Origin of the sequence: Faecalibacillus sp. TM498, assembly GCF_020589955.1 — a bacterium.
Taxonomy (GTDB): domain Bacteria; phylum Bacillota_I; class Bacilli_A; order Erysipelotrichales; family Coprobacillaceae; genus Faecalibacillus; species Faecalibacillus intestinalis.
In genome coordinates, this window is the sequence record NZ_JAJDKB010000018.1 from 25,775 (window position 1) to 50,164 (window position 24,390).

Annotated in this window: 19 protein-coding genes, 1 pseudogene and 1 other annotated feature; of the genes and pseudogenes, 16 read left to right on the forward strand and 4 right to left on the reverse strand. The window is 28.1% G+C overall.

Translation table 11 applies throughout. The annotated features are described in order from the left end of the window. Positions 1-15: 15 nt before the first annotated feature. The 9 genes from LJD32_RS07335 to LJD32_RS07375 all read left to right on the forward strand — a co-directional run bounded on the left by LJD32_RS07335 (position 16) and on the right by LJD32_RS07375 (position 14,184). A complete protein-coding gene (locus tag LJD32_RS07335) occupies positions 16-2,109 on the forward strand; it encodes an efflux RND transporter permease subunit (RefSeq protein ID WP_227392076.1) in 2,094 nt (697 codons plus the stop codon). A 1-nt stretch (position 2,110) separates the two neighbouring features. After that, positions 2,111-3,682 (forward strand): hypothetical protein, encoded by a 1,572-nt coding sequence (locus LJD32_RS07340; protein ID WP_227392077.1) that lies wholly within the window; start codon positions 2,111-2,113, stop codon positions 3,680-3,682. A gap of 203 nt (positions 3,683-3,885) precedes the next feature. Continuing rightward, the gene (locus LJD32_RS07345) at positions 3,886-4,242 is read left to right on the forward strand and encodes a DUF6465 family protein (protein WP_217498475.1); all 357 of its coding nucleotides are present in this window, start codon (positions 3,886-3,888) and stop codon (positions 4,240-4,242) included. A 117-nt stretch (positions 4,243-4,359) separates the two neighbouring features. Continuing rightward, positions 4,360-5,229: an aldo/keto reductase gene (locus LJD32_RS07350; RefSeq protein ID WP_119362514.1), complete on the forward strand. Its 870-nt coding sequence runs from the start codon at positions 4,360-4,362 to the stop codon at positions 5,227-5,229. Between the two features lie 90 nt (positions 5,230-5,319). Beyond that, positions 5,320-5,552 (forward strand) — a binding site (T-box leader). A 33-nt stretch (positions 5,553-5,585) separates the two neighbouring features. After that, positions 5,586-7,076, forward strand: coding sequence for a lysine--tRNA ligase (gene lysS / locus LJD32_RS07355; protein ID WP_032091192.1), 1,491 nt, complete (start codon positions 5,586-5,588; stop codon positions 7,074-7,076). Between the two features lie 227 nt (positions 7,077-7,303). Further along, positions 7,304-9,214 carry a BglG family transcription antiterminator gene (locus tag LJD32_RS07360; protein WP_227392078.1) on the forward strand — a complete coding sequence of 637 codons (1,911 nt, stop codon included), beginning with the start codon at positions 7,304-7,306 and terminating at the stop codon, positions 9,212-9,214. A 172-nt stretch (positions 9,215-9,386) separates the two neighbouring features. Then, positions 9,387-10,673, forward strand: a complete 1,287-nt coding sequence (locus LJD32_RS07365) for a PTS sugar transporter subunit IIC (protein WP_107029674.1) — start codon at positions 9,387-9,389, stop codon at positions 10,671-10,673. Positions 10,674-10,733: 60 nt separating this feature from the next. Further along, a complete protein-coding gene (locus tag LJD32_RS07370; RefSeq protein WP_118346966.1) occupies positions 10,734-12,236 on the forward strand; it encodes a glycoside hydrolase family 1 protein in 1,503 nt (500 codons plus the stop codon). Positions 12,237-12,615: 379 nt separating this feature from the next. Further along, positions 12,616-14,184 carry a prolyl oligopeptidase family serine peptidase gene (locus tag LJD32_RS07375; protein ID WP_227392079.1) on the forward strand — a complete coding sequence of 523 codons (1,569 nt, stop codon included), beginning with the start codon at positions 12,616-12,618 and terminating at the stop codon, positions 14,182-14,184. A gap of 99 nt (positions 14,185-14,283) precedes the next feature. On the opposite strand, the gene LJD32_RS07380 is transcribed toward LJD32_RS07375, so the two are convergent. Both LJD32_RS07380 and LJD32_RS07385 read right to left on the reverse strand, forming a co-directional pair. Then, positions 14,284-14,718 carry a hypothetical protein gene (locus LJD32_RS07380; protein ID WP_147579759.1) on the reverse strand — a complete coding sequence of 145 codons (435 nt, stop codon included), beginning with the start codon at positions 14,716-14,718 and terminating at the stop codon, positions 14,284-14,286. A 219-nt stretch (positions 14,719-14,937) separates the two neighbouring features. Then, complete coding sequence (locus tag LJD32_RS07385) at positions 14,938-15,399, reverse strand: sigma-70 family RNA polymerase sigma factor (RefSeq protein WP_117782878.1); 462 nt, start codon at positions 15,397-15,399, stop codon at positions 14,938-14,940. 251 nt (positions 15,400-15,650) lie between these two features. Between LJD32_RS07385 and LJD32_RS07390 the strand changes: the two genes are divergently transcribed. Continuing rightward, the gene (locus LJD32_RS07390) at positions 15,651-16,022 is read left to right on the forward strand and encodes a hypothetical protein (RefSeq protein ID WP_227392080.1); all 372 of its coding nucleotides are present in this window, start codon (positions 15,651-15,653) and stop codon (positions 16,020-16,022) included. Positions 16,023-16,151: 129 nt separating this feature from the next. On the opposite strand, the pseudogene LJD32_RS07395 reads toward LJD32_RS07390, so the two are convergent. Next, positions 16,152-16,997: pseudogene (locus LJD32_RS07395) on the reverse strand (IS3 family transposase); the annotation flags it as partial. Between the two features lie 678 nt (positions 16,998-17,675). On the opposite strand from LJD32_RS07395, the gene LJD32_RS07400 reads away from it, so the two are divergent. From LJD32_RS07400 to LJD32_RS07425, 6 genes are all read left to right on the forward strand, one after another. Further along, on the forward strand, positions 17,676-18,794 hold the full coding sequence (locus LJD32_RS07400) for an aldo/keto reductase (protein WP_227392081.1): 1,119 nt from the start codon (positions 17,676-17,678) through the stop codon (positions 18,792-18,794). 118 nt (positions 18,795-18,912) lie between these two features. Next, positions 18,913-19,506, forward strand: coding sequence for a hypothetical protein (locus tag LJD32_RS07405; protein WP_022002375.1), 594 nt, complete (start codon positions 18,913-18,915; stop codon positions 19,504-19,506). 158 nt (positions 19,507-19,664) lie between these two features. After that, on the forward strand, positions 19,665-20,333 hold the full coding sequence (locus tag LJD32_RS07410; RefSeq protein WP_175301748.1) for a response regulator transcription factor: 669 nt from the start codon (positions 19,665-19,667) through the stop codon (positions 20,331-20,333). Next, positions 20,326-21,894: a sensor histidine kinase gene (locus LJD32_RS07415; RefSeq protein WP_227392082.1), complete on the forward strand. Its 1,569-nt coding sequence runs from the start codon at positions 20,326-20,328 to the stop codon at positions 21,892-21,894. The genes LJD32_RS07410 and LJD32_RS07415 overlap by 8 nt, the downstream gene beginning before the upstream one ends. A 91-nt stretch (positions 21,895-21,985) precedes the next feature. Then, the gene (locus tag LJD32_RS07420) at positions 21,986-22,468 is read left to right on the forward strand and encodes an RNA polymerase sigma factor (protein WP_227359339.1); all 483 of its coding nucleotides are present in this window, start codon (positions 21,986-21,988) and stop codon (positions 22,466-22,468) included. Then, on the forward strand, positions 22,455-23,090 hold the full coding sequence (locus tag LJD32_RS07425; RefSeq protein ID WP_227392083.1) for a hypothetical protein: 636 nt from the start codon (positions 22,455-22,457) through the stop codon (positions 23,088-23,090). Before LJD32_RS07420 ends, LJD32_RS07425 begins: the two co-directional genes overlap by 14 nt. 218 nt (positions 23,091-23,308) lie before the next feature. Here LJD32_RS07425 and LJD32_RS07430 read toward each other — a convergent pair. Then, positions 23,309-24,390 (reverse strand): transposase (locus LJD32_RS07430; RefSeq protein WP_227403812.1); only part of this gene is annotated, 1,082 nt, incomplete at its 5' end.

The window sequence follows — 24,390 nt, forward strand, 5'->3', positions numbered from 1 at the left end:
TTAGGAGGGTGAACTATGAAAAAGTTAGGAGAAACAATTGGTAAATTTGTTGTAAAACATAGAATACTAATTGTTATTGCATCAATTCTTCTATGTATTCCATCATTATTTGGATACATCAATACAGATATCAATTATGATATTCTTGTTTATCTACCAGAAGATATTGATACGATGAAAGGACAAGATATATTAGCTGAGGATTTTGATATGGGATCTTTTGCGATGTGTGTTGTCGAAAATATGTCATCAAAAGATATCTTAGATTTAGAAGAAAAATATAAAGATATTGAGGGAGTTGTCAAAGTTGTATCAGCCAACGATATGATTGGAACAACAATTCCTAAAGAAATGTTACCAAGTGATGTAACAAAACAATTTAAAAAAGGTAATAGTGAATTGATGTTGGTTACTTTTAAAGATAGTACAGTAGCCATTGATGCAATTACACAAATGAGAGAAATCACCAGTGATAAAGTTGTTCGTATTGGTGGAATGTCAGCTTCTACTTTAGATACAAGTATTGTTGCTGATAGTGAAATTATTACTTATGTTATTGTTGCTGTTATTTTAGTTTTAATTGTTTTAATGGCATCGTTAGATAGTTATGTTGTTCCATTTCTATTATTAGGAAACATCGGACTAGCAATTCTTTATAATATGGGATCTAATATTTTCTTAGGTCAAATTTCATATATTACAAAGGCAATTGCTGCTGTTTTACAATTAGGAGTTACAACAGACTTTTCAATTTTCTTATATCATAAATATGAACAAGCTAAATTGAAAGTGAAGACAAATGATGAAGCCATGACATTAGCCATTGGTGATACACTTGTTTCTATTGCAGGTAGTTCACTTACAACTATTGCTGGATTTTTAGCGTTATGTACAATGCAATTAACATTAGGTTCAGATATTGGTATTGTAATGGCAAAAGGTGTCTTTATTGGGGTTCTTTCAACAGTTACAATTTTCCCAGCATTTTTATTAGTATTTGATAAACTTGTCTTTAAGACAAAACATAAACCAATTATTCCATCATTTAATGTTGTTAAAAATTTTGTTGTTAAACATTATAAAATTATTTTATTAGTCGCATTAGTTATTGCTTATCCAGCTTATTATGGAAATGCACATGTTAAAAGTTATTACAATTTAACAAAAGATTTACCACAAGATTTAAAAAGTTGTGTCGCTAATAGTGAATTAAGTGATGAATTTGATTTAGTTGCTTCACAAGTTATTTTAGTAAATAAAGATATTAAAGATAATGATTTAAATAAAATGGTTAATGAAATAGAAAATGTTGAATCTGTTAATCTTGTTTTATCACCATCAGAGTTATCAAATCTAGCAATTCCTGATGAAATGATCCCGGATGATGTAAAAGGTATCTTTGAAAGTGATCGTTATAAAATGATATTTGTCAATTCTACTGAAGAGATTGCAACCAATAAATTAAATAAAGTGATTGATAAAATTGATCATATTATCAAAAAATATGATAAAAATGCTATAATGGCAGGGGAAGGTCCATGCATGAAGGATTTGGTTAATATAGCAGATGAAGACTTTAAGAATGTAAGTATTGCATCTATTGGAATTATTTTTATCATTATGTTATTTGTTTTAAAATCAGTTTCACTTCCAGTATTGTTAGTTTCTGGAATTGAACTTGCTATCTTTATCAATATGGCAATCAGTTATTACACAGGTGATGTTTTACCATTTGTTGCCTCTATTGTTATTGGAACAATTCAACTTGGAGCAACAATTGATTATGCTATTTTACTTACAACAAAATATTTGGAAAATAGAAAAAATGGTATTGATAAGATTAAAGCAATGGATAATGCAATTAGTAATTCTGCAGGTTCAATCTTTGTTTCTGGAATGTCATTCTTTGCAGCAACATTTGGAGTAGGAATGATTTCTAAATTGAATATGATTGGATCATTATGTAATTTAATGTCAAGAGGAGCACTTATTTCAATGTTTATTGTTATTTGTGTTATTCCAGCAATCTTACTTGTATTTGATAAAGTTATTATTCATACTTCTATCGGTTTTAAACAATTAAAAAATAATGTAAAAGGGGAATGTTAAGATGAAAAAAGCAAAATTAATCACTTCTTCAGCAGTTGTAATGACAATGGTCATGAGCTCAATTGTTCCTGCCTTTGCCTATTCAAAAGAAGAAACAGTTTATAGTAAGTTAAAAACAAATGGTTCAGAAAAAACAACAGTTGTTTCTGAACATCTTATCAATGATCAAAATGAAACATCATTAGATGATCAATCATCATTAAAAAATATTAAAAATGTTAATGGTAAAGAAACATTTAAACAAGATGGTTCTAGTTTGGTATGGCAAACAACAGATGGACAAGATATTTATTACCAAGGTAAAACAACAAATTCATTACCTGTTTCAATGAAAGTAACTTATAAATTGGATGGTAAGAAAACGAAGTTAAAAGATATGCTTGGTAAAAAGGGTAAAGTAGAAATTCAAATTGATTATACAAATAATGAAAAACAAACTGTTGATGGTAAAGAACTTTATGTTCCTTTTGTCGTTACAACAGGAACAATGTTACCAACAAAAACAAATTCTAATATTGAAGTTACAAATGGTAAAGTAATTAGTAATGGTTCTTCTAATATCATTATGGCAATTGCTGCTCCAGGACTATCAAAGAACTATGATAATAATAAAGATTTAGAAAAATTAAATTCTGTAACAATTAAATATGATACAACAAAGTTTAAATTAAATAGTTTAATGTCAGTAGCAACACCATCATTATTATCTGAAACAGATATTAATTTTGATGATTTAAATGATGTTTATGATAGTGTAGATACATTAAATTCATCATTTGATCAAATTGTTGCTGGTGGGCAAACATTACAATCAGGCTTAAAACAATATGCTTCTAAATACAGTGAATTTGATCAAGGTGTAGGATCTTTAAAAACAGGTGCAGCTTCTGCTCTTGTAGGATCACAAAAATTAACAACAGGTATCGAAACACTTTATAATGGATTAATTACTTTAGATGGACAAAGTGCAACATTAGTTGGTGGAGCAAAACAAGTATTTAATACTTTATTAACAACAACACAAACACAAATTAATAATCAATTGGCTGCTACAGGAATGTCTATTGAATTGACAATTGATAATTATCAAACAGTTTTAAATGGTTTAATGGCAAAATTACCAGCAGAAAATCAACCATCAATCAAAACAGCTTTAGCACAATTAGATTCATATAACAAATTCTATCAAGGATTACAAAGTTATACAGATGGAGTTGCTCAATTAAAAGAAGGAGCTAAGAGTGCTGTTGATGGTTCTAAACAATTAAGTGAAGGATTATCTTCATTAAGTGATGGATCTAATACTTTAGTACAAGCAAGTAGTCAATTAAAAACGGCATCAAATCAATTAGCTCAAGGTAGTGATGCTTTAGTTGATGGTTTAACTTTATTTAAAAGTAAAGGTTTAGATAAGATTTCTAGTGTTTTAAATGATACAGTGAAAAAAGATGTAGATACAACACAAGAACTTGTTGATTTAGCTAATGATTATAAAACATTTGCAGATAGTAAAGATGGTGTAGAAGCTAAAACTAAGTTTATCATGATTATTGATTCAAAATCTAAGAAATAGAATTGGGTTTCCAATTCTATTTTTTTACAAATTAAGATAAAAGGTTTGAAGATAAAACAATATTTTATTCTTATGATAAGTGATTAGAGAAAAACGTTGATTTCATGCGCTTTTTCTTAAGAAAAACACTTTACAAATAAAAAAAATGGTATAGAATACTTACCAAGGAGGAAGTAAAAACTGAGGTTTTGAAGTGAGAGAATATGAAAACAATGATCGAAGTACAATACCAAGAAAAGAATGTTAAAAATGGTGATTTAGATAAATACGTTAAAGAAACTTTAAAAGAACAAGGTGTAAAAACAACAGAAGTTGAAACTTTAAATATTTATTACTTACCTGAAACTGCTAAAGTTTTCTTTGTAGCAATTAAAAAAGATGGTTCTGAATTAAAAGGTGAATTAGATGTTAATGCTATGCCTGAATATCCAGAAGTTGTTAAAAAAACAGCTGCAAAAAAAGCACCAGCTAAAAAAGCACCAGCTAAAGCTGTAGCTGCTAAAGAAGCTAAACCAGTTGTTAAAAAAGCAACAACTGCTAAAAAAACTACTAAAAAATAATAGAGGAGAACCGAGAGGTTCTTTTTTTATGCTTTAAATGTATGATAGATGATAGTTAATAAGTATTTGAAGATTTATATAGATGATTTAAAATATAAGCAAAAGGGGGATCATATAATGGAATATGTTACATTAAATAATGGTTTAAAAATGCCAATGGTAGGTTTTGGTGTTTTTAGAGTACCAGATAAAAAAGAATGTGAAGAATCAGTTTATCAAGCAATTAAAGCGGGCTATCGTTTAATTGATACAGCTGCTGCTTATTATAATGAAGATGCTGTAGGAGCTGCTGTAAAAAGAGCAATTGCTGATGGTCTTTGTACAAGAGAAGATTTATTTATTACTTCTAAATTATGGGTACAAGATATGATGGATTACGAAAGTGCCCAAAAAGGAATTGAAGCTTCTTTAGAAAAAAGTGGTTTAGAATATTTTGATTTATATTTATTACATCAAGCTTGTGGTGATTATTTCAGTGCTTGGAGAGCCATGGAAACTGCTTATCAAGAAGGTAAATTAAAAGCAATCGGTGTTTCTAACTTCTATCCAAATATTCTTACAAACTTCTGTGAAGTTGTTAAAGTAAAACCAGTAGTCAATCAAGTAGAACTCCATCCATATTACACTCAAGAAAAGGCATTAGAAACAATGAAATATTATGATGTTATTCCAGAAGCATGGGCACCACTAGGTGGAGGAAGATATAATCCATTTGAAGATGAAATGTTAAAAGGAATTGCAGCTAAATATAATAAGTCTGTAGGACAAGTAATTCTAAGATGGAATGTACAAAGAGGAGTCGTTGTTATTCCAAAATCAACACATGTAGAAAGAATTAAAGAAAATATAGATATCTTTGATTTTGAATTAAATGAAGAAGAAATGAAACAAATTTCATTATTAGATATGGGATATTCAGGATCAAGAGCTAAACATTTTGAACCTGATTTTGTAAGAATGGTTTTAAATAATAAGATTCATGATTAATGCACTTACGTGCATTTTTTCATTATTAAAACTAATTTTATCGCTTATATTGACAATAAATTTGAATTAAGTTAAGATAACGAAGTAGAAATAAAGGCAATGAATAGACAAGTAATAATAGCCCTTCATTCAAAGAGAGTCTTGGTTGGTGGAAAAGATAATGAAACTATTATGAATAAAGACTAGGAGCTGCATCTTGGATGTTTTGATAAGATGACGTAAGCCACGTTATAGGCAAGACTATTAATAGATAGTTATTGAGGTTAATAGGGTGACCTATTGATGAATTTGGGTGGTAACACGATTTAGCTCTCGTCCCATGGGATGGAGAGTTTTTTATATTTTAGGAGGAAATTATGGAAGAAAGAAAATTTAGTGAACAAGAACTTGTTCGTAGAGAAAAAATGCAAGAACTTATTGATAAAGGGATTGATCCTTTTGGTCAAAGATTTGATGTAACTGCTTATTCAAAAGGTATTAAAGAACAATATGGTGAAAAAACTCATGAAGAATTAGAAGAAATGGCTGTAGAAGTATCTGTAGCTGGTAGAATTATGACTAAACGTCGTAAAGGTAAAGTATGTTTCATGCATATTCAAGATAGAGATGGACAAATCCAATTATATGTAAGAAAAGATACTATTGGTGAAGATGCTTATGAAATCGTTAAAAAAGGTGATATTGGAGATATTATTGGGGTTAAAGGTACAGTATTTATGACAAATACTGGAGAATGTTCAATTAAAGTAAGTGAATATACACACTTAACAAAAGCATTACGTCCTTTACCAGAAAAATTCCATGGTTTAAGTGATATTGAAGAAAGATATAGAAGAAGATATGTTGACTTAATCATGAATGAAGATGCTAAAAAAATTGCGTTTACAAGACCAAGAATCATTCGTTCAATTCAACATTATTTAGATAGTAAAAACTATGTAGAAGTTGAAACACCTGTACTAAATCCAATCTTAGGTGGAGCAGCTGCAAGACCATTCGTTACTCATCATAATACATTAGATACTGATTTCTATTTACGTATTGCGACTGAATTATCTTTAAAGAGATTAATTGTTGGTGGTATGGATGCTGTTTATGAAATTGGACGTTTATTTAGAAATGAAGGTATGGATAGAACTCATAACCCTGAATTTACTACAATTGAAGTTTATAAAGCATTTAGTGATCTTGAAGGAATGATGGATTTAACTGAAGGTATTATTTCTAATGCAGCTATGGAAGTTAATGGAACTTATGAATTAGATTATAAAGGACATCATATTTCTTTAGCTCCAGGATTTAAACGTGTTTCTATGACAGAAGCTATTAAAGAAAAAACGGGTATTGATTTCAATGAACATATGTCATTTGAAGATGCTAAAAAATTAGCTGAAGAACATGGTATTGAAGTAGAAGCTCACTTTGGTTATGGACATATTATCAATGAATTCTTTGAAAAATATGTAGAAGAAACAATTGTTGAACCAACATTTGTATATGGTCATCCAATTGAAATCTCACCACTTGCTAAAAAGAATTTAGAAGACCCACGTTTCACACAACGTTTTGAATTATTCATCTGTGGAAACGAATATGCTAACGCATTTACTGAATTAAATGATCCAATCGATCAATATGAAAGATTTGCTGATCAATTAAAAGAAAAAGAATTAGGAAATGATGAAGCAAACGAAATGGATTTAGATTACGTAGAAGCTCTAGAATACGGTTTACCACCAACAGGTGGAATGGGTATGGGTATTGATAGATTAGTTATGTTATTAACTGGACAAGAATCTATTCAAGAAGTTATCTTATTCCCTCAAATGAAACCAAGAAACAAATAAAACAACAATAAAATCAACATTTTTTTGATTTTAAATTTGTGATTAACACATCAAAATAAGACACATCTATTGATGATAAATATACTTAAAATAGTACTTATTTAGGTATAAAAATCATTAATTAGATGTGTCTTTTCTTATTAAAAGTATATATTATAGCTAATTGGTTTTAATATGTTAAAAAGCATGAGTAGACAAATTTCTAGATAAAATATTATAATAGCAATATGAATGAAAGAAATTATACAATATTAAAATATTTAAAAGAGAACGGCGAATATGTGACTTCAGAAAATCTAAGTGCGTTATGTAATGTAAGTACCAAAACAATATTAAAAGACATTAAATTAATAAATGAAGACATGAAATCAACAAAGAATTATATTGATGTCAAAACATCTCAAGGATTAAAATTAGTTATTAATAATGTTGATGAATTTATTAATTTATGTAATTCCTATCGCTCTTTACAAGATTCTTTTGTTTTTAGTGTTAATGAAAGAGAAGATTGGATTCAAAAATATTTGATAGAGTCTAATGATTGGGTTAAATCAGAAACATTATGTGAAATGCTATTTGTTTCTGCTTCTGTATTGTCGCAAAATCTAAAGGGAATTAGAAAATCACTGTCAAAATATGATTTAAAATTAGTACAAAAACCACATTATGGAATGAGAGTAGAAGGAAGAGAATTTAACAAGAGATTATGCTTAGCAGCAATATATATTTCTTATATTGATCAACGCGATGATTTTCCAGGAAATCAGTTTAATTCTAATGATTTGTTAATGATTCAAAATATTAGTCAAATTCTTGAAAATGTAATGGTCAAATATCAAATTTCAATGTCAGAAGTATCTGTTCAAAACTTTATTATTGTTATTCTTGTATCATTAAAAAGAATTAAACAAGGTATTTTATTGAAAGCTACAGAAGAAATGATTATTGATATTTCTCGTTGGACTAATAGTGTTGTTGCTGTAGAATTAGCAAAACAAATTCATAAACACTTAGGAATTGAGATGAGTGATCAAGAAATTGTGTCTCTTTCAATACATTTAGCATCAAAGAGAATTATTAGAAATTTTGATGAAAGTATTCATCGTATTATCAAAGATTTTGATGTTAATCAAATTGTAAATACTATGTTAGTTAATATTCAATCACAATGGCACATTGATTTTTCTAATGATAATGAATTAAGAGATTACTTACTTTTACATCTTATTCCATTAGAGGTTCGTTCAAGATATAATGTAGTTCTTCGTAATCCGCTTATTGATAAAATAAAACAACAAAATATATTGGCTTATCAATTAGCTGTTGCTGCATGTAGTCATCTTGTAGATTATCATGGAAATAATTTAAGTGATGAGGAAATAGGATATATCGCGTTACATTTAGAACTTGCTCTTCTTAGAAAGAAAATAAAAGATAAAAAGAACATTCTTGTAATGTGCGGTGTAGGAAGAGGAACATCAAGTACTTTAGCGTATCAGATAAAGGAAATGTACGGAAAATTTATAAATGAAATTCAAACGGTTGATTATATTGGAATTAAAAGTTATGATTTTGAAGATGTTGATTTTCTTATAACGAGCACACCGATAAAAAATAAGTTGCCTATACCAGTAATAGAAGTTAATTATTTTTTAAATAATAATGATAAACAAAGAATACTCTCCTTTTTGGATGATCAAGATAGTTTTCATATGCAAGAAGTAATTAAGAGGAATTTAATAATAAAAAATATTAATGAAGAAACAAAGGAAGGAGTTCTTTCTTATATTATAAAAAATACTTTAGGAAATGAAAGTATTTCAAAAAAATTGATTGAAGAGGATTGTATAGGAAACTATGAATTAGAAAATATGCTCGCCATCTTATCTTGTTGTGTTGATGAACCAAAGACAAAAATTATTATAGGTATTTTATCAAAACCTATTTTATGGAATAAGAAAAAAGTACAACTTGTTATTATACCGCTTATTGGTAAAAATATAGGGATAAAAATCTTAGATTTATATAAGGAACTTTCTTATTTTGCGGATAATTCTAACTATATAAAAAGAATTATAAAAAAACAAAACCAAGAAGAAATTATAAAAATATTTAATGATATTGAATTGAAAATATAGAAAAAGAATTGGTAATTTATCAATTCTTTTTCTATATTTTGAAAAGTTCCACAATAAAATGGAATTTATATACATTGAGTTCTATAATAGAGGATTTATAATTACATATGAAAGATATAGATAGATCTGCAGAAATAAATTCTTATATTTTTTAGAGAGAGAGGAAATAAAAATGAAAGATAAATTACAAAATGTTTTGTTATCAATAAGCTCAAAAGTCGAAACAAATAAATATCTTGGTTCGATTAAAGAAGCATTTACGATGTTTGTACCATTTATTATTGTTGGTTCATTTGGTAGTATGTTAAATATATTAGTATCTGGAGCTAATGGCTTGGCACAATGGGTTCCATGGTTATCAAATTTATCTCCAGCATTTACAGCGATAAATTTTGTGACTATTTCTTGTATGTCATTACCAATTGCATTTTTAATTGGTTATAAACTTGCTGAAAAAGAAAACTTACCACAATTAGAAAGTGGGTTAATTGGATTATTAAGTTATTTAGCTGTATGTCCAAATACAATAAGTACAGTGGTCGAAGGTTTAAAAGATCCAGTTGTGGTCAATGGATTAGGTGCAGGTGTTATTGGAGCACAAGGACTATTTGTTTCAATGATTATGTCAATGGTTGCTGTAAAATTTTTTGGATTATTGACTAACATTGATGCTATTAAAATTAAAATGCCAGATTCGGTTCCAACAGGAATTGCTCGTTCATTTAATATTTTAATCCCTATTTTCATTATTATTACTGCATTTTCAGTTGGGGGATGTTTATTTAATACATTCACTGGTAATTATTTAAATGTTTGGATTTACAATATTATTCAACTTCCGTTACAAGCGTTAGCAAATACAACAGGTGGTATTCTTGTTCTTGCATTAGCAAATCAATTATTCTGGTTTTTAGGTATTCATGGTGGTATGGTTATTGAAGGAGTTAGAGGTCCTTTATCTGCTGCTGGACTTGCAGAAAACATTTCTGCTGTACAAGCTGGAGGAGTTGCAACAAATATTTTAACAAGAGGTTTTTGGACTAGTTTCGTTGTTGTTGGTGGAGGAGGAATTACTCTATCATTATTAATAGCAATTTTCATTTTTTCAAAACGTGAAGATCATAAATCTATTGCAAAATTTTCATTAATTCCTGGTATTTGTGGTATTAATGAACCAGTAGTTTTCGGTTTACCTTTAGTATTAAATCCAATCTTTGCAATTCCATTTATACTTAATTCAGTTATTGCAGCATTTATTGCTGTAGTTGCTACAAATATAGGATTTTTAACTTGTGGAGTACTTGATTGTCCACCAGGGTTACCAGTATTTGTAACAGGATTTATTAGCTATGGAATTCATGGAATTATTGTTCAAGCTATTATTTTAATTGTTACATTTATTATTTGGGTTCCATTTGTTTTGATGTCTAATAAACAAGCCAAACTTGAACAAAAATAAAATAGTTTGTTCTTTAAAAATTGTTTAATTAATGTAAAACGAAGAAGGAGTAAATGAAATATGAGTTTTCCAAAGAATTTTTTATGGGGTGGTGCTACTGCCGCTAATCAATATGATGGTGGATGGCAGGAAGGTGGCAGAGGAATTGCTGTTCACGACTTAATAACTAATGGAACTAAGGATGAACCTAGACGTATTTTTTGTAAGAATGATCAAGGTGATGAAGTGACAATCCAAATGGGAGAATGCATTCCTTATGGATATGTTGGTTTCTTAAAAGAAGGGTATTATTACCCAAGCCATCAAGCTACAGATTTTTATCATCACTACAAGGAAGACATTGCTTTAATGGCAGAAATGGGATTTAAAACGTATCGTCTTTCGATATCGTGGACAAGAATATTTCCTAACGGTGATGATGAAACACCTAATGAGGAAGGACTACATTTTTATGATAATGTTATTGATGAATTAAAAAAGCATAATATAGAACCATTAGTAACAATTTTACATTTTGATATGCCTTTAAATTTAGCTACTAAATATGGTGGATGGATCAATCGTAAATTAATTGATTTTTATTTAAAATTTGCAAAAGTTCTTTTTGAAAGATGGAAAGATAAAGTTACTTATTGGATTACCGTTAATGAAATAAATGTATTGGGTGGTTATTGGACACTTGGATTAGCTTCGAATCATCGTAAAACTGGAGCTCATTCTAATCAAGGAGAAACACCATTAGAAGATGCGGGAATTAAGTTTCAATCAATTCATCATATGTTAGTTGCCAGCGCAATGGCAAATAAAATGGCAAGAGAGATCAATCCACATTTTATGTTAGGTACAATGTGTGCACTTTCTGGAATTTATCCTGCGACTTGTCATCCGGATGATGTATTTGGAGCATATGAATTCAGAAGAAAAGCATTGATGTTTAGTGATGTTACTTGTCGAGGATATTATCCTAATTATGCACAAGCTATTTTTGATGAATATAATTTTAAATTAAAGATGGAACCTGAGGATGAAAAATGGTTAAAAGAAAATACATCTGATTATCTTGCATTTTCGTATTATCGAACAACTGCATTTGATCGTTTTTCTCCTAATACGACAACTACTGGTGGACAACAAGCATCACCAAACCCATATTTAGAAAAAACACCTTGGGGATGGCCAATTGATCCAGAAGGATTAAGATTTGTTTTAAATGAATTATATGATCGTTATCAAAAACCATTATTTGTTGTAGAAAACGGAATGGGAAATGATGATGTTGTTGAAGCAGATGGCATTCATGATGATTATCGTATTGCATATTTAAGAGAACACATCAGAGAAATGAAAAAAGCTGTAGAAATAGATAAAGTAGATTTATTAGGTTATACAACTTGGGGTTGTATCGATATTGTATCAGCTGGAACTGGTGAAATGAAGAAAAGATATGGTTTTGTTTATGTTGATTTAGATGATAAAGGAAATGGAAGTTTGAAAAGAATGAAAAAAGATTCATTCTATTGGTATCAAAAAGTCATTGAATCAAATGGTGAAGTCCTAGATTAAAAACTATATTTATGCCTCCCAAAATAAATATAATTGAAAATAAAACAAATGACTTCTTTATGAAATGACATAAATAAAAAGTCAATCATATTGAAAGAATATGAAAGAAGGTCAATCATCCTTTTCATAGTCTTTTTTCTCTATCAAAAGAAATATAAAAAATGAAACAATGTTTTATTAAAATATCTTTTAAAAGAAAATGAATTTAAAACACTGTTTAAATTGAATAAAGAAATATCGAAAATAAAAAAGCGTTTCAATAAAATAAAATCAGAAAATCAAATAAAGATAATCTGAAACGTGGAGGTGTAAAAGCATTAAAAATCTTTATTGAAATTTTCTAATAATAATGAAGATAGAAAACAGGAGGGAAAGTAAAATGAATATGAAGAAGATTATTTCTTCTACTCTTATTGCATCAATGCTTTTAGGATCATCAGTATGTTCAGTAATGGCTTTAGAAGAAAATAGCGTTGATAAAGGTGAGTCTAAAATTGTTGCTGAAGTGTTTGATTATGGAGAAAGTGTAACAAGTGTAGTTGTAGATTTGGGGTCTGTTATTTCAGCAGATGAATTAAAAGAAGATGCTTTTGAAGTGTTTGCGAAAAATGAAGAACCAGAAGCATGTATTGGTATTTCAACTGGAAAAACATACTATGAAGGATCAAGGGATATTACAAATATGTATGTTAACAGTACAAGTATTCCTGATGGTGAAGCTGATGCAGAAGGACAATATGTTGTTATTGAATTAAAATATGGTTGGAAAGAGTATGTTGATGGTGTATTAACAACTGTTAAGCAATCTAATACTTGTGATTATGATATAGTTATGAAAGATGGAGCTTTTAGTATTTTTGAATCACTCAATGTATTATTGGATATGCATTATACAATTACTTCAAATCAAAATTTAGGAAACTTAAAACAAGGTGATCAAATCTTATTAACAAATGATGATGTTTATCGTCCAATTGCTGGTCAATTCTCTGCTGGAAAATCCAATGGTTTAACATATCGTTTATATGAACCAACTCTTGGTGAAGGTGAACGTCCATTAATCGTTTGGTTCCATGGTTCAGGTGAAGGTGGATTATCAAATATCACACACATTCTTTGTAATAAAGGTGGGGTAGGATTTGCTACTGAAGAAGCTCAAGAAATATTTGGTGGTGCTTATGTATTAGCCCCTGAAACTCCAGATAACTGGACATTTGCTGGCAAAGATTATACAGAACAAGCTATTGCATTGATTCAAGATGTCATTGATAACAATAATATTGATCCAAATAGAGTTGTTATTGCTGGATGTTCAGCAGGTGGATATATGACTTGGCAAACATTATTAGCAGCTCCTGATATGTTCGCTGCAGCAGTTCCAATTTGTGCACCTGGAATTTATACAACTGAAGATTTTGAAGCAATTAAGGATGTTCCTATTTGGATGGTACATAGTAAAGATGATACAACTGTTGATGTAGAATACAGTTATGCAAACTATTATTTATTAAAAGAACTTGGTGCTGATGTCACTTTAACATTATATGATCATGTTATTGGTTATGATGAAGGATCTGATTTAATACATACATATTCAGGACACTGGTCATGGGTATATGCATTAAATAATGATCCAACAAATGATAAAGGACAAAGTTTATTTGAATGGATAGCAGAACAAACTTTAGCAAATGATGAAGATACAGTTGTGAATCCGGATGAAAACGAACCAGTTGTAAAACCAGATGAAAAAGATCCAGTAGAAACAAATCCAAGTAACAATGTAACTCAACAACCATCAGGTGATCAACTAACTGATGTTGATAATAATCAAACTGTTTCAGTTCCAAATACAGGTGATCATTTGAATGTTGTATTGCCAGTAACATTATTGGTATTATCAGCTGCTATTGGTTATGTTGTTTTAAGAAAAAGAAAAGAATGCTAAAACATAAAGAGTTTATAAAATAGCTTTATGTTTAGATTGAAAGAGGCCACTAAAACATATGGCAATATGACTATATGTTTTTGAAAAGGCTTCTTTTTTTTATTGATTTCTTTTTTGTTTGATGAATTTTGACCAATCAAAAGATTTATTTTCCTTTTCTTTGATTAAAGAATATTTTTTACATGTTTCAGCAAATTCAACTGATAGATTAGTGATTTCCTTGAAGAAAGATTCTGGAAAATTATATATATTACAATATTTTAATGAATATTCTATTTCCTTTTTAATAATAGAGATTTCATTTTCAATTGTAGCATCTAATGTTTGTTCATTTGTTTTGTTGAATATATTTTTTTGCTTAGGATCATTAGCAATGCTTATATGCATTTTGAAGTTATAGAAAATGTCATATTTCAAAATAATAAAATTATAATAATGTTGCTTATACATTGGCTGTATTATATCATGTATCATTTCTACAAGTTTATCGATAATTTGTTTTAATGTTTCATTTTCTTTTTTTATATCATTCATTTTGTAATACCCCTAATAATTATATAAAAAGATAATAGATTATATAGTTTAATCACTTTTTTAAGTGTAATTTAACATCAGTTTATTTTAACTTTCATTAACGATGAATATAGATATATAATCAATTAAAATGGTCATGTGAGAAATTATATATCTTAATTTCAAATGATCTGTACAAATATGCGAGTAAACTAATGAGAAACTATTTTTTTAAATTGTCTATTCATCAATTAACGAATAATCATCCTTGTTAAGAACTTCTTTAAGCTTTTTTAATCCTAGCTGAATTGATAAATGTACTGCTGTTATGGAAACATGATCTTCCCTTGCTATCTGGATTAAGTTTTTTCCTTCTAAATAATATCTTATTATTCTGGAACTTTCTTTTTTTGGAAGTTTCCTAATACAACAAAATATGTAATCCATCATTTCCTTATGTGATAAATCATTTATCATTTTATCTGCTGATAAATTCATATTAAGTGATTCATTTTCTAAATAAGGTTGACTATTTAGAGAATAATAAGACTTATGATATTTAATTTTTTGGTTATAATTCCATTCAGCTCTTTGAAATTCAATGAAAACATTAACGATTTCTTGATCTACTTCAATAAAGTAATCGTTATTATAAAGTTCAGGATAGTATTGTTTTAGATTTATTTTGATTTTATTTGACATAAATTGACACCTCAAGAATTAAGAGGTTTAAGTGAGAAAATTTAATAAATAAATCTAAAGAAAAATTTTACAATAAATAAAAAAAGTGCATAAAATGCACATATATAGCATAAATTAACAACTAATTTTATTAAAAAGAGATAATCAAAATAAAGTGGACCCCATGTCAAGGACAATAAATAAAAAAGTACTTAAAACTGAATAGAAATAAATATATCCTCTAGGTATCTAAGACGGGAGGATATATTTTTATGTCAAAATATTATAGATATGTAATTATTAAAAATAATGAATTAAAAATTTTAAAAACTAAAAAAATGGAAAACCTTGTTAAAAAGGAATTAAGTGTTTTCGATTATCGTGACTATCTTTTTGAAGATGATCTTTCAGTTTATCTCCTTGTAAGAGATTTAAGTATCTATGATAACGATACAACTATCATTTATAGATCTTACCCAGGCGATTGTGATGGTGTATTTAATGGAACTGTTATCTTTACAAAAATGGATGAATATGGCTATGTATCATTAAATGACGACGATATTGATTTGATTCTTAGACATCTATGTAAGTTACCCAATGGTTTATTTGAGATGAGATATTTCGTTGATGACACTTACTAGCTTTTTGATTGTTAGGTTCTTATCTAAGTTTTGCTTTACCTGCTTGAATTTTTTCCTATATTCAGCAGGTTCTTTTGTTATATGATCCAATGGGTAATTTCCTGTTTTATAATATTCAAAAAATTCATTTGGTGACAGTTTGGCAAGTTTATACTGATAACGTTCATTATTATAGTAATCTATATAATTATTGATTACTTTTTCTAATTTGTCGTATGCAGAAGTAGTTTTTATATATTTTCCAAGTTCATCTTTCATATGTCCAAAGAAGGATTCCTGAGGAGCGTTGTCCCAACAGTTTCCTCTTCTTGACATTGACTGCCTTATTTCTAAATTTTTAAGAAGATCAATGAACCTGATGCTTGTATAATGTGCACCCTGATCACTATGAATTAAAGCATCAGTATGAATATCATGTTTATGCTTTTCAAACAGTTGATTTATTGTTTTCAGTACGAAATCTTCTTCCAATGATGTTGATAATACATATGAGAGTATTTGTTTTGTAAAGCCATCTTTAACCACTGAAAGATAGGCTTTTGAATGTTTCGAACCATAAAACAAATAAGTGATATCTGTTTCCAATACATATCCAGGTCCATATTCGTCAAAATGTCTGTTTAAAACATTATCTGCATAATTTGATGTTTTTATTGCCTTGGCCATTCTTCTTGCAGGATTGGCTTTTCTTATCGGGCAAATGTTTTTACTTCTTGTATCCTTGAAACCATCTTCTCTTGCAGCCTGTTTTTTTAAACAATCTGTAAAATTATCTCGTCTTCTTGCTCCTAAAGCGTACGGATCAAATCCGTATTTTTTAAATATCTCTATTGGTTGCATCCCATTTTGATAATCAATCCAATACAGTTCCTTAAATTCCTCTGAATAAGTTATACTTTTTTTAGATGCTTTTACCACATAAGGATTCTCTTCCAATAATCTAAGCTGTTCATCCGTAAAATAATTAGTTCCCATAAATAATACCACCACCATTTTTCTAATAATCATAATACACAAAATAAAAGCCCTGTAAAACGGACACAAGAAAAAAAGTACTTTGGTGCTTAGTCCTGTAACAAAATGTCAATAGTTTTTTAATCACTTTTTCAAAAAAAGGCAAACCTGTATTGTAAAATGAAAATTTAAGTGAATGCACAATAACTTGTGTACTACACGCAAAATATGGTATACTTTATTTGCAAGTCGGAGAACAATTGCATCAAAACGAAAAGGTAAGGATTGGTGGATCCTTACCTTTTCTAACTTTTAGAGTGGTCTAACACTAGGCTAGTTATCGCTTAAATCTTTTGTCTAACCATTTGCATATGTAATAAACTAAAACACCTGCCACGACAGATACTACTAAGTCGGAAAACAATTAACATCACCTCCTTTCAGGGAGGACGATAACAAAACAATTATATCAAATTATGTTGAAAAAGTATGGTTGAACAGTAAAGTAAATGGATAAAAATAGTATTTTATAAACTTTTAATTTATGCTTTTTTTATGCCTTTTTATTTATTGATTACTTTACAAATTTGCTAATGTCGTCTGTCATATTAGCAAGAATGTAAAGTTTAAATCTATCTTGACATGAACCAAGCTTTAGGGTTTACAATAAATGTAGGTTAATTTAGAGAGGATAAAAGGATGGAATATAGTAAAATTGATAAACTTAATGTCAATCCTTCATTATTAGGGTTTGGCTGCATGCGTTTTCCTAAAAAGGAAGATGGCACTATTGATGAGGTAGAAGCAGAAAGAATGTTAGATTATGCTATTGAAAGTGGTGTGACTTATATTGATACAGCTTATCCTTATCATGATGGCGAAAGTGAACCATTTATAGGTAGAGTTTTAAAGAAATATAAAAGAGAAGATTTTTATCTTGCGACAAAGTTACCAATGTTTAAAATTGATTCATTGGAACAAGCAAAAGAAATCTTTGAAGAACAAATGAAAAGACTTGATGTCGATTATGTTGATTTCTATTTATTACATGCTTTAAATAAAGATACATGGAAAAAAGTTATTGATTTAAATATCATTCCTTATTGTGAAGAATTAAAGAAACAAGGAAGAATTAAAAACTTTGGTTTTTCATTCCATGATGATTATGAAGTATTTGAAGAAATCATTAATTATCGTGATTGGGATTTCTGTCAAATTCAATTAAATTACATTGATACAGATATCCAAGCAGGAATGAAAGGATACAAACTTACAGAAGAAAAGAATGTACCATTAGTTATTATGGAACCTATTAAAGGCGGAGCTCTTGCTAGCCTTTCAGATGATATTGAAAAAGTCTTTACTAACTATAATCAAAATGTTAGCATTTCAAGTTGGGCTTTACGTTTTGTGGCTTCACTTCCAAATGTTAAAGTTGTTTTAAGTGGTATGTCAACTTATGCTCAAGTAGAAGATAACTTAGCTACTTTTAAAGATTTTAAACCATTAGATCAAGATGAAGAAAAACTTGTAGAAAAAGTAGCTAATATGATTAAAGCAAAAACTAAAAATGGATGTACAGGATGTCGTTATTGTATGCCTTGTCCATTTGGAATTGATATTCCAGGTAACTTCAAGTTATGGAATGAATATGGTATGTTAGGTCTTAAAGATACAGCTAAAAGACGTTATACAAATCTAGGAGATGCACAAGCTGAATTTTGTAAAAAATGTGGTAAATGTGAAAAACTTTGTCCACAATCTATTAAAATCAGAGAAGATTTACAACGTGTCGTTCAAGATATTAAGAACTTATAAGAGAATGGCGTTATGTCATTCTTTTTTTTGTATTATGTTTTAGTAAAATAAATAGTGATATGTATGGTATGATGTATTTATAGATAAAAGTGAAACAGGATATATGGGGAGACAACTTATGAAGATAAAATATATGGGGAAATTAGATCCAGAAACTAATCCACTTCCAACAAATAAGCTTAAAGAAGGGGCTATTCGATTTAATGAACCAACGGATAGAAAAAAACAGAATATACAAACAAGTATTGTTACTTTTATTATTATATGTATTATGTTTGTACCAGAATATTTAAATGTTCTTTTTAGAGATGTTGATTCTATGGATTTATCAAATCTTTTTAGCTATTTTATACTCGCAAATATTTTATTAGTTCTTTCAAAACTATGTCAGTTTTATTTCTATAAAGAAATTTATATGTTTAAAATACCACGTGTTGGTTTTGCAGGAGTATATACAACAGAGTTTACAAAGAAAAAATATATAGCTATCAATCTTATTCCTGATATTTTATTTGGTTTAGTTCCTTATTATATTTCATTAACAAAATGTAAGTTTTTTTTAGGAATGGCCGCTATGTTTGTTGTTGCAAATTCAGCAGTAGATTTCATGAATGTATATCATGCATTTGTAGAAATGCCACCGGGTTCAAAAACATTCTTATATCAGTTCAATAATTATTGGTATTTACCAAAAAAAGATAATAATAACTAGGGCGAGGGAAACAGTATGATACTGTTTCTTTTTTATATGAAATATGATGGAATAGAGTTGAATCTTTAAGATATCATAATATAAAATTAAATTATTAAAGAACTTACACAAAGATTACAAATGAAGAAAGTATATTAAAGATGAAGGGAGGTATTGTTATGAAGATACTACTTGCTGAAGATCATGATCATTTAAGAGAAATACTAGAAGATTACTTAGTAGAAAATGACTATGAAGTAAAAAGTTTTGATAATGGAGAAGATGCTTATTATTGCTTTTTAACAGAAAGTTTTGATCTTATTTTATTAGATGTAATGATGCCTAAGATGGATGGATTTACTTTATGTCAAAAGGTACGTGAAAAAGAAGAAACACCGATACTTTTTATTACAGCCAAAGTACAAGAAGTTGATCAATTAAAGGGTTATGAATTAGGTTGTGATGATTATATTATTAAACCATTTTCCTTACCTGTATTACTTGCTAAATGTAAAGCTATTACAAACAGAAAACATTATCAATTTTTAGAAAAAGGTATATTAAAGTTAAATACAAGAGAAAAACAAGCATATCTTAATAATCAAAATTTGAATTTAAAAATAATAGATTATAAAATATTAGAATATTTTATAAAAAATCCAAATCAAATCTTATCTAGAGAACAGATTTTATTAAAAGTGTGGGGATTTGATTATAAAGGACAGGAAAGAAGTGTTGATACACATATTAAAATATTAAGAAAAGCCTTGGGACCTTATCAAAAGGGAATAAAGACAGTGATTAAACAAGGTTATTGTTTTGAAACGAAGGTGTTTGAAAATGGTTGATTTTTTAAGAGCATTAAGTATTGTTTTATTATTAGGCATGTTTTATCTTGCCTTTAAAAATAAGAAATTTAAAAGATTTTTATTAATTGAAAGTGTGTTAATTATTGTTTTTATTATAGGTAGGCAGATGTACACGAGTAATCTTAATACAATGGATACTGTTATGTGGTCACTAGCAAGTGATGTTACGAATAAAATGATAACGCAAAGTGATAAAAATATTGAAAATAATATGCATGATGTACTATCTGCTATTTATGATGGTAATGGTTTTGATATTAAACAAAATATAGCTTTTGAATATAAAGTAAAAGATAAATATAAATTAAATAATAAAAACTTTATTATCTTTTTTAAAGATAGTACAAATGATAAGTATACTCTTTTTAATCTAGAAAAATCTTTTAATAAAAAAGAGATAAATAATTTATTAGACTTTTATAATCAAAATCAAGATGGTTGTACTATAAAAAAGATGAGTTTTCATTCAAAAGATAATCAATACATCATAGATCAAATTGTCTTTTATGATGAAAATAGTCATATGACTTATAAACTCGGTAACTCACAAGGAACAATGAATTATTATTCATGGTATAAATATCAAAATAAAAAAGCAAACGATCAAAATAGACTTGGTGATTTTGAATTAATGTTTTTTAATTCAAAACAAACACTAGAAAAGAATCCAAAAGAAAAAGATATTAAAGTAGAACAAGAAACATGTGCTATTTCTTCTGATAAGTCAAAGATATATGTTCATTATGTAAATAAAGAAAATAGTATAAAACTTAATATGTTTATCGATACCCCAAATATTGTTTTAGATAGTCTAAAAGATAGATTTATTTTAATGTTTAGTTTAGTACAAATTATTCTATCATGTATTTATTTTATATATACGTATCTTGAAAATGAAAGAGAAGAATTAAATAAAACAAGAAACTTATTTATCAATGCAATGGCCCATGAAATGAAGACACCAAACGCAGTTATTTTAAATAGTACAGAAATGTTGATAGAAAATGTTAATCCTGAAAAACAACATAAATACTTAAGAATGATCGAAGATGAATCTAAGCATATGAATAATCTTTTAAATCAAATGTTGATATATACAAGAACGACAAAGTCTTATCAGTTGCATAAACAAAATTATAATCTTTCGCCAATGATTGAAGAAGTATTAAAACATTATGATTTAGAATCAAAAATCATTACGATTGATATTGATCCTAAAATCAATATTTCATGTGATCAACAATTGATGATGATTGTCTTTGACAATCTAATCAACAATGCTTTTAAATATGCAAATAAAAAAATAAATATTGTTTATAGACAAGAAAAAATAATTATAAGTAACGATGGATCAAAAATAGAAAATAAAGATATTAATCATATATTTGAACCTCTCTATAAAGCAGATGTATCCAGAAATGATACAAATTCTACAGGAATGGGATTAGCGATTGTTAAAAATATTTTAGATTTACATAACTATACTTGTAAAGTTGTACAAGACGAAGAAGTTCATTTTATCATAGAGATGAATAAGTAATAAAAAGTTTATGTAGAAATACATAGACTTTTTGTTACCTTTTTTCTATATAAAACGTATTATAAGTGAAAGAGCTCTTGAGGAGGCAGTTATGAAGATAGATACAGAACAAGTGATTGCAACATATAAAGATCGTATTTTTGCGATAGGATTAACGATGTTAAAAAATCCTGATGATGCTGAGGATGTTGTTCAAGAAACTTTTCTTAGATATCATACATATAAAAAAGATTTTGAATCAAAGGAACATATAGAATCTTGGTTATATAAAGTAGCAATTAATAAAGCTAAAGATATTCAAAGAAAGTTTTGGAAAAGAAAACAAGTATCTATGGAAGATTATATGGCAACGATTCCATTTGATAGATCACAGGATGAAGAATTATTTCAAGCAGTGATGGCTTTGCCATCAAAGTATAGTATTGTGATTCACTTATATTATTATGAAGATTATTCAATTAAAGAAATTGCTCAACAATTAAAATTAAATGAAGGAAATGTCAAAGTAAGACTTTCTAGAGCAAGACAATTATTAAAAAAACAACTCAAGGAGAATTGGAATGATGAAGAATAAAGAAGCGTATAAACAAGCGTTTAAACATGTTCATTATCAAAAAGAAGTTAATTTAAGTCAAAATAGAATACCTAAATCCCTTATTACTTTTGTCACTTCATTTATTATATTACTTTCCACATTTACCGTAGCTTATGCTTTCGATATAGGGGGTATACAAAGTAAGATAGAGGTATGGTTTCATGGAGAAAAAAGAATGATTCAATATGAAGAAGTGGAAGATCATGTTTATCATTTCTATACGACAGATGAGGATGGTAACGTCATTGATATGGGAACACACTCAGGATCAAAAGGAACACTTACAGGAATAGAACCAATGAGTGGTGATGAACTTGCAGAAAGTATGAATGATAATAGTGAAATTGTTTATGATGAAAAAGAAGATAAATGTTTATTCTATTATCAAGATAAAGCGATTGATATAACAAAGATGTTTGATAAAGAAAAGGAATGTTATTTAGTAATCAATAATGGTGAAAAAGATATTTATTTTGTTATTAGTTATGAAGATAAAATAGATGACGATTGCACTATATCACAGTATAGTGATGAAAATGCGACAGTTACACAAGGTGTAAAGGTCAAAGATATTAAAGATCGATTTGTAAGAATTAAATAAAAATGGAGGATTTTTGAAGTGAACCGAAAAAGTTGGGTAACCAAATAATTTAGGGGGAAAGCCAAATTATTTAGGGGACAACTTTAGGGGTTTTAAGAAAAACCTGTTGAAAGTTAGGGGGCACTTTAGGGGGCAACCTAAAAATTCAAAAGAAAATAAGTTTAAAGGAACAATCAAATAGGTTGTTCCTTTCATTTTGTCTAGATACATTTAACAAGTTATTTTTTAAATTTATATACTTCTTTTTTTGATTTAGGAATGGCTAAAATAGATTCATTTTTCCTGTTAGCCCAAATCAATCTGCTTCTTACATATTCAAAATTACTTAATCCTCTTGAATTTCTTTTGAAATCTTTAGGAGTCCTATTATATCCTTCCATAGGTCCATTAGATAGTCTTCGTTCATTTCCATTATTATCAGTTATATAAATAAATGAATTGATGATTTCTTGTTTATGAGCTTTTAATAGTTCAGAAAATTCTTTAAACATAATCAATGTCGAATGAGAATAACAATCAATAATATTGCTTAAAAGAGTATTGATTTTTTCTAGGTCCCTTTCTTCTGTTTTATTAAATTCAATATATTTTTCTTTTAGACGTCTGATTTGTACAAGGTTATCGTCTAATTGGAAAAACATTTTTTCATAGTCATAAGTATTTAAATAAGCTTTTAATTTGTGGTTGTATCTAACATTACTTTGATAGTCTATATTTTCTACATTTTGTAATATGAGCCATTTAAAATTATTAAGCAGATAGACTTCTTTAGATGTCGGCATATTTTTAAAATCTATAGGTCTGTTATTTTTTATACAAGAGTCTTCGTAAATCTTTTTATCTCTTATTTGGAATTTCTTTTTTAGATCATTGATATAGTTATTTATCTTTCTTATGATCCAAGAAACAACGTGAAAACTATCAATGATGGCAATACTGTTAGGAAAGTAACGCTTCGTATAGTTGATATAGGGATTGTACATGTCACAGATAAGGTATTTAACGTTTTTTCGTTCTTCCAATGGAATAGATAAAAAGTAGGCATTGGTCGTTTCTTCCCATCTGTTGGGAAGAATATCGATAATTTCTGAGGAATCAAAATCCATGATAACCAATGCATAACGATGCTTATAGTCAATATCTAAAAATACTTCGTCGACAGAAATTATTTCAGGTAAAGGAAGACGTTTTATGTTCAAATATTGTAGAAATATATAATGTACGGAAGTATCAGAAATATTATATTTTCTAGCGACATCTGCAGTAGAGATATGTATATTCTTCATTTCATTAAGGATCA

What these genes read in the sequence shown, in the direction of transcription:
- LJD32_RS07385 (WP_117782878.1), bottom strand. Translation starts at nt 15,399, where the DNA reads ATGTCAAATAAAATCAAAATAAATCTAAAACAATACTATCCTGAACTT.
- LJD32_RS07345 (WP_217498475.1), top strand. Translation starts at nt 3,886, where the DNA reads ATGAAAACAATGATCGAAGTACAATACCAAGAAAAGAATGTTAAAAAT.
- LJD32_RS07410 (WP_175301748.1), top strand. Translation starts at nt 19,665, where the DNA reads ATGAAGATACTACTTGCTGAAGATCATGATCATTTAAGAGAAATACTA.
- LJD32_RS07335 (WP_227392076.1), top strand. Translation starts at nt 16, where the DNA reads ATGAAAAAGTTAGGAGAAACAATTGGTAAATTTGTTGTAAAACATAGA.
- LJD32_RS07415 (WP_227392082.1), top strand. Translation starts at nt 20,326, where the DNA reads ATGGTTGATTTTTTAAGAGCATTAAGTATTGTTTTATTATTAGGCATG.
- LJD32_RS07350 (WP_119362514.1), top strand. Translation starts at nt 4,360, where the DNA reads ATGGAATATGTTACATTAAATAATGGTTTAAAAATGCCAATGGTAGGT.
- LJD32_RS07375 (WP_227392079.1), top strand. Translation starts at nt 12,616, where the DNA reads ATGAATATGAAGAAGATTATTTCTTCTACTCTTATTGCATCAATGCTT.
- LJD32_RS07360 (WP_227392078.1), top strand. Translation starts at nt 7,304, where the DNA reads ATGAATGAAAGAAATTATACAATATTAAAATATTTAAAAGAGAACGGC.
- LJD32_RS07420 (WP_227359339.1), top strand. Translation starts at nt 21,986, where the DNA reads ATGAAGATAGATACAGAACAAGTGATTGCAACATATAAAGATCGTATT.
- LJD32_RS07405 (WP_022002375.1), top strand. Translation starts at nt 18,913, where the DNA reads ATGAAGATAAAATATATGGGGAAATTAGATCCAGAAACTAATCCACTT.
- lysS (WP_032091192.1), top strand. Translation starts at nt 5,586, where the DNA reads ATGGAAGAAAGAAAATTTAGTGAACAAGAACTTGTTCGTAGAGAAAAA.
- LJD32_RS07390 (WP_227392080.1), top strand. Translation starts at nt 15,651, where the DNA reads ATGTCAAAATATTATAGATATGTAATTATTAAAAATAATGAATTAAAA.
- LJD32_RS07340 (WP_227392077.1), top strand. Translation starts at nt 2,111, where the DNA reads ATGAAAAAAGCAAAATTAATCACTTCTTCAGCAGTTGTAATGACAATG.
- LJD32_RS07400 (WP_227392081.1), top strand. Translation starts at nt 17,676, where the DNA reads ATGGAATATAGTAAAATTGATAAACTTAATGTCAATCCTTCATTATTA.
- LJD32_RS07425 (WP_227392083.1), top strand. Translation starts at nt 22,455, where the DNA reads ATGATGAAGAATAAAGAAGCGTATAAACAAGCGTTTAAACATGTTCAT.
- LJD32_RS07380 (WP_147579759.1), bottom strand. Translation starts at nt 14,718, where the DNA reads ATGAATGATATAAAAAAAGAAAATGAAACATTAAAACAAATTATCGAT.
- LJD32_RS07370 (WP_118346966.1), top strand. Translation starts at nt 10,734, where the DNA reads ATGAGTTTTCCAAAGAATTTTTTATGGGGTGGTGCTACTGCCGCTAAT.
- LJD32_RS07365 (WP_107029674.1), top strand. Translation starts at nt 9,387, where the DNA reads ATGAAAGATAAATTACAAAATGTTTTGTTATCAATAAGCTCAAAAGTC.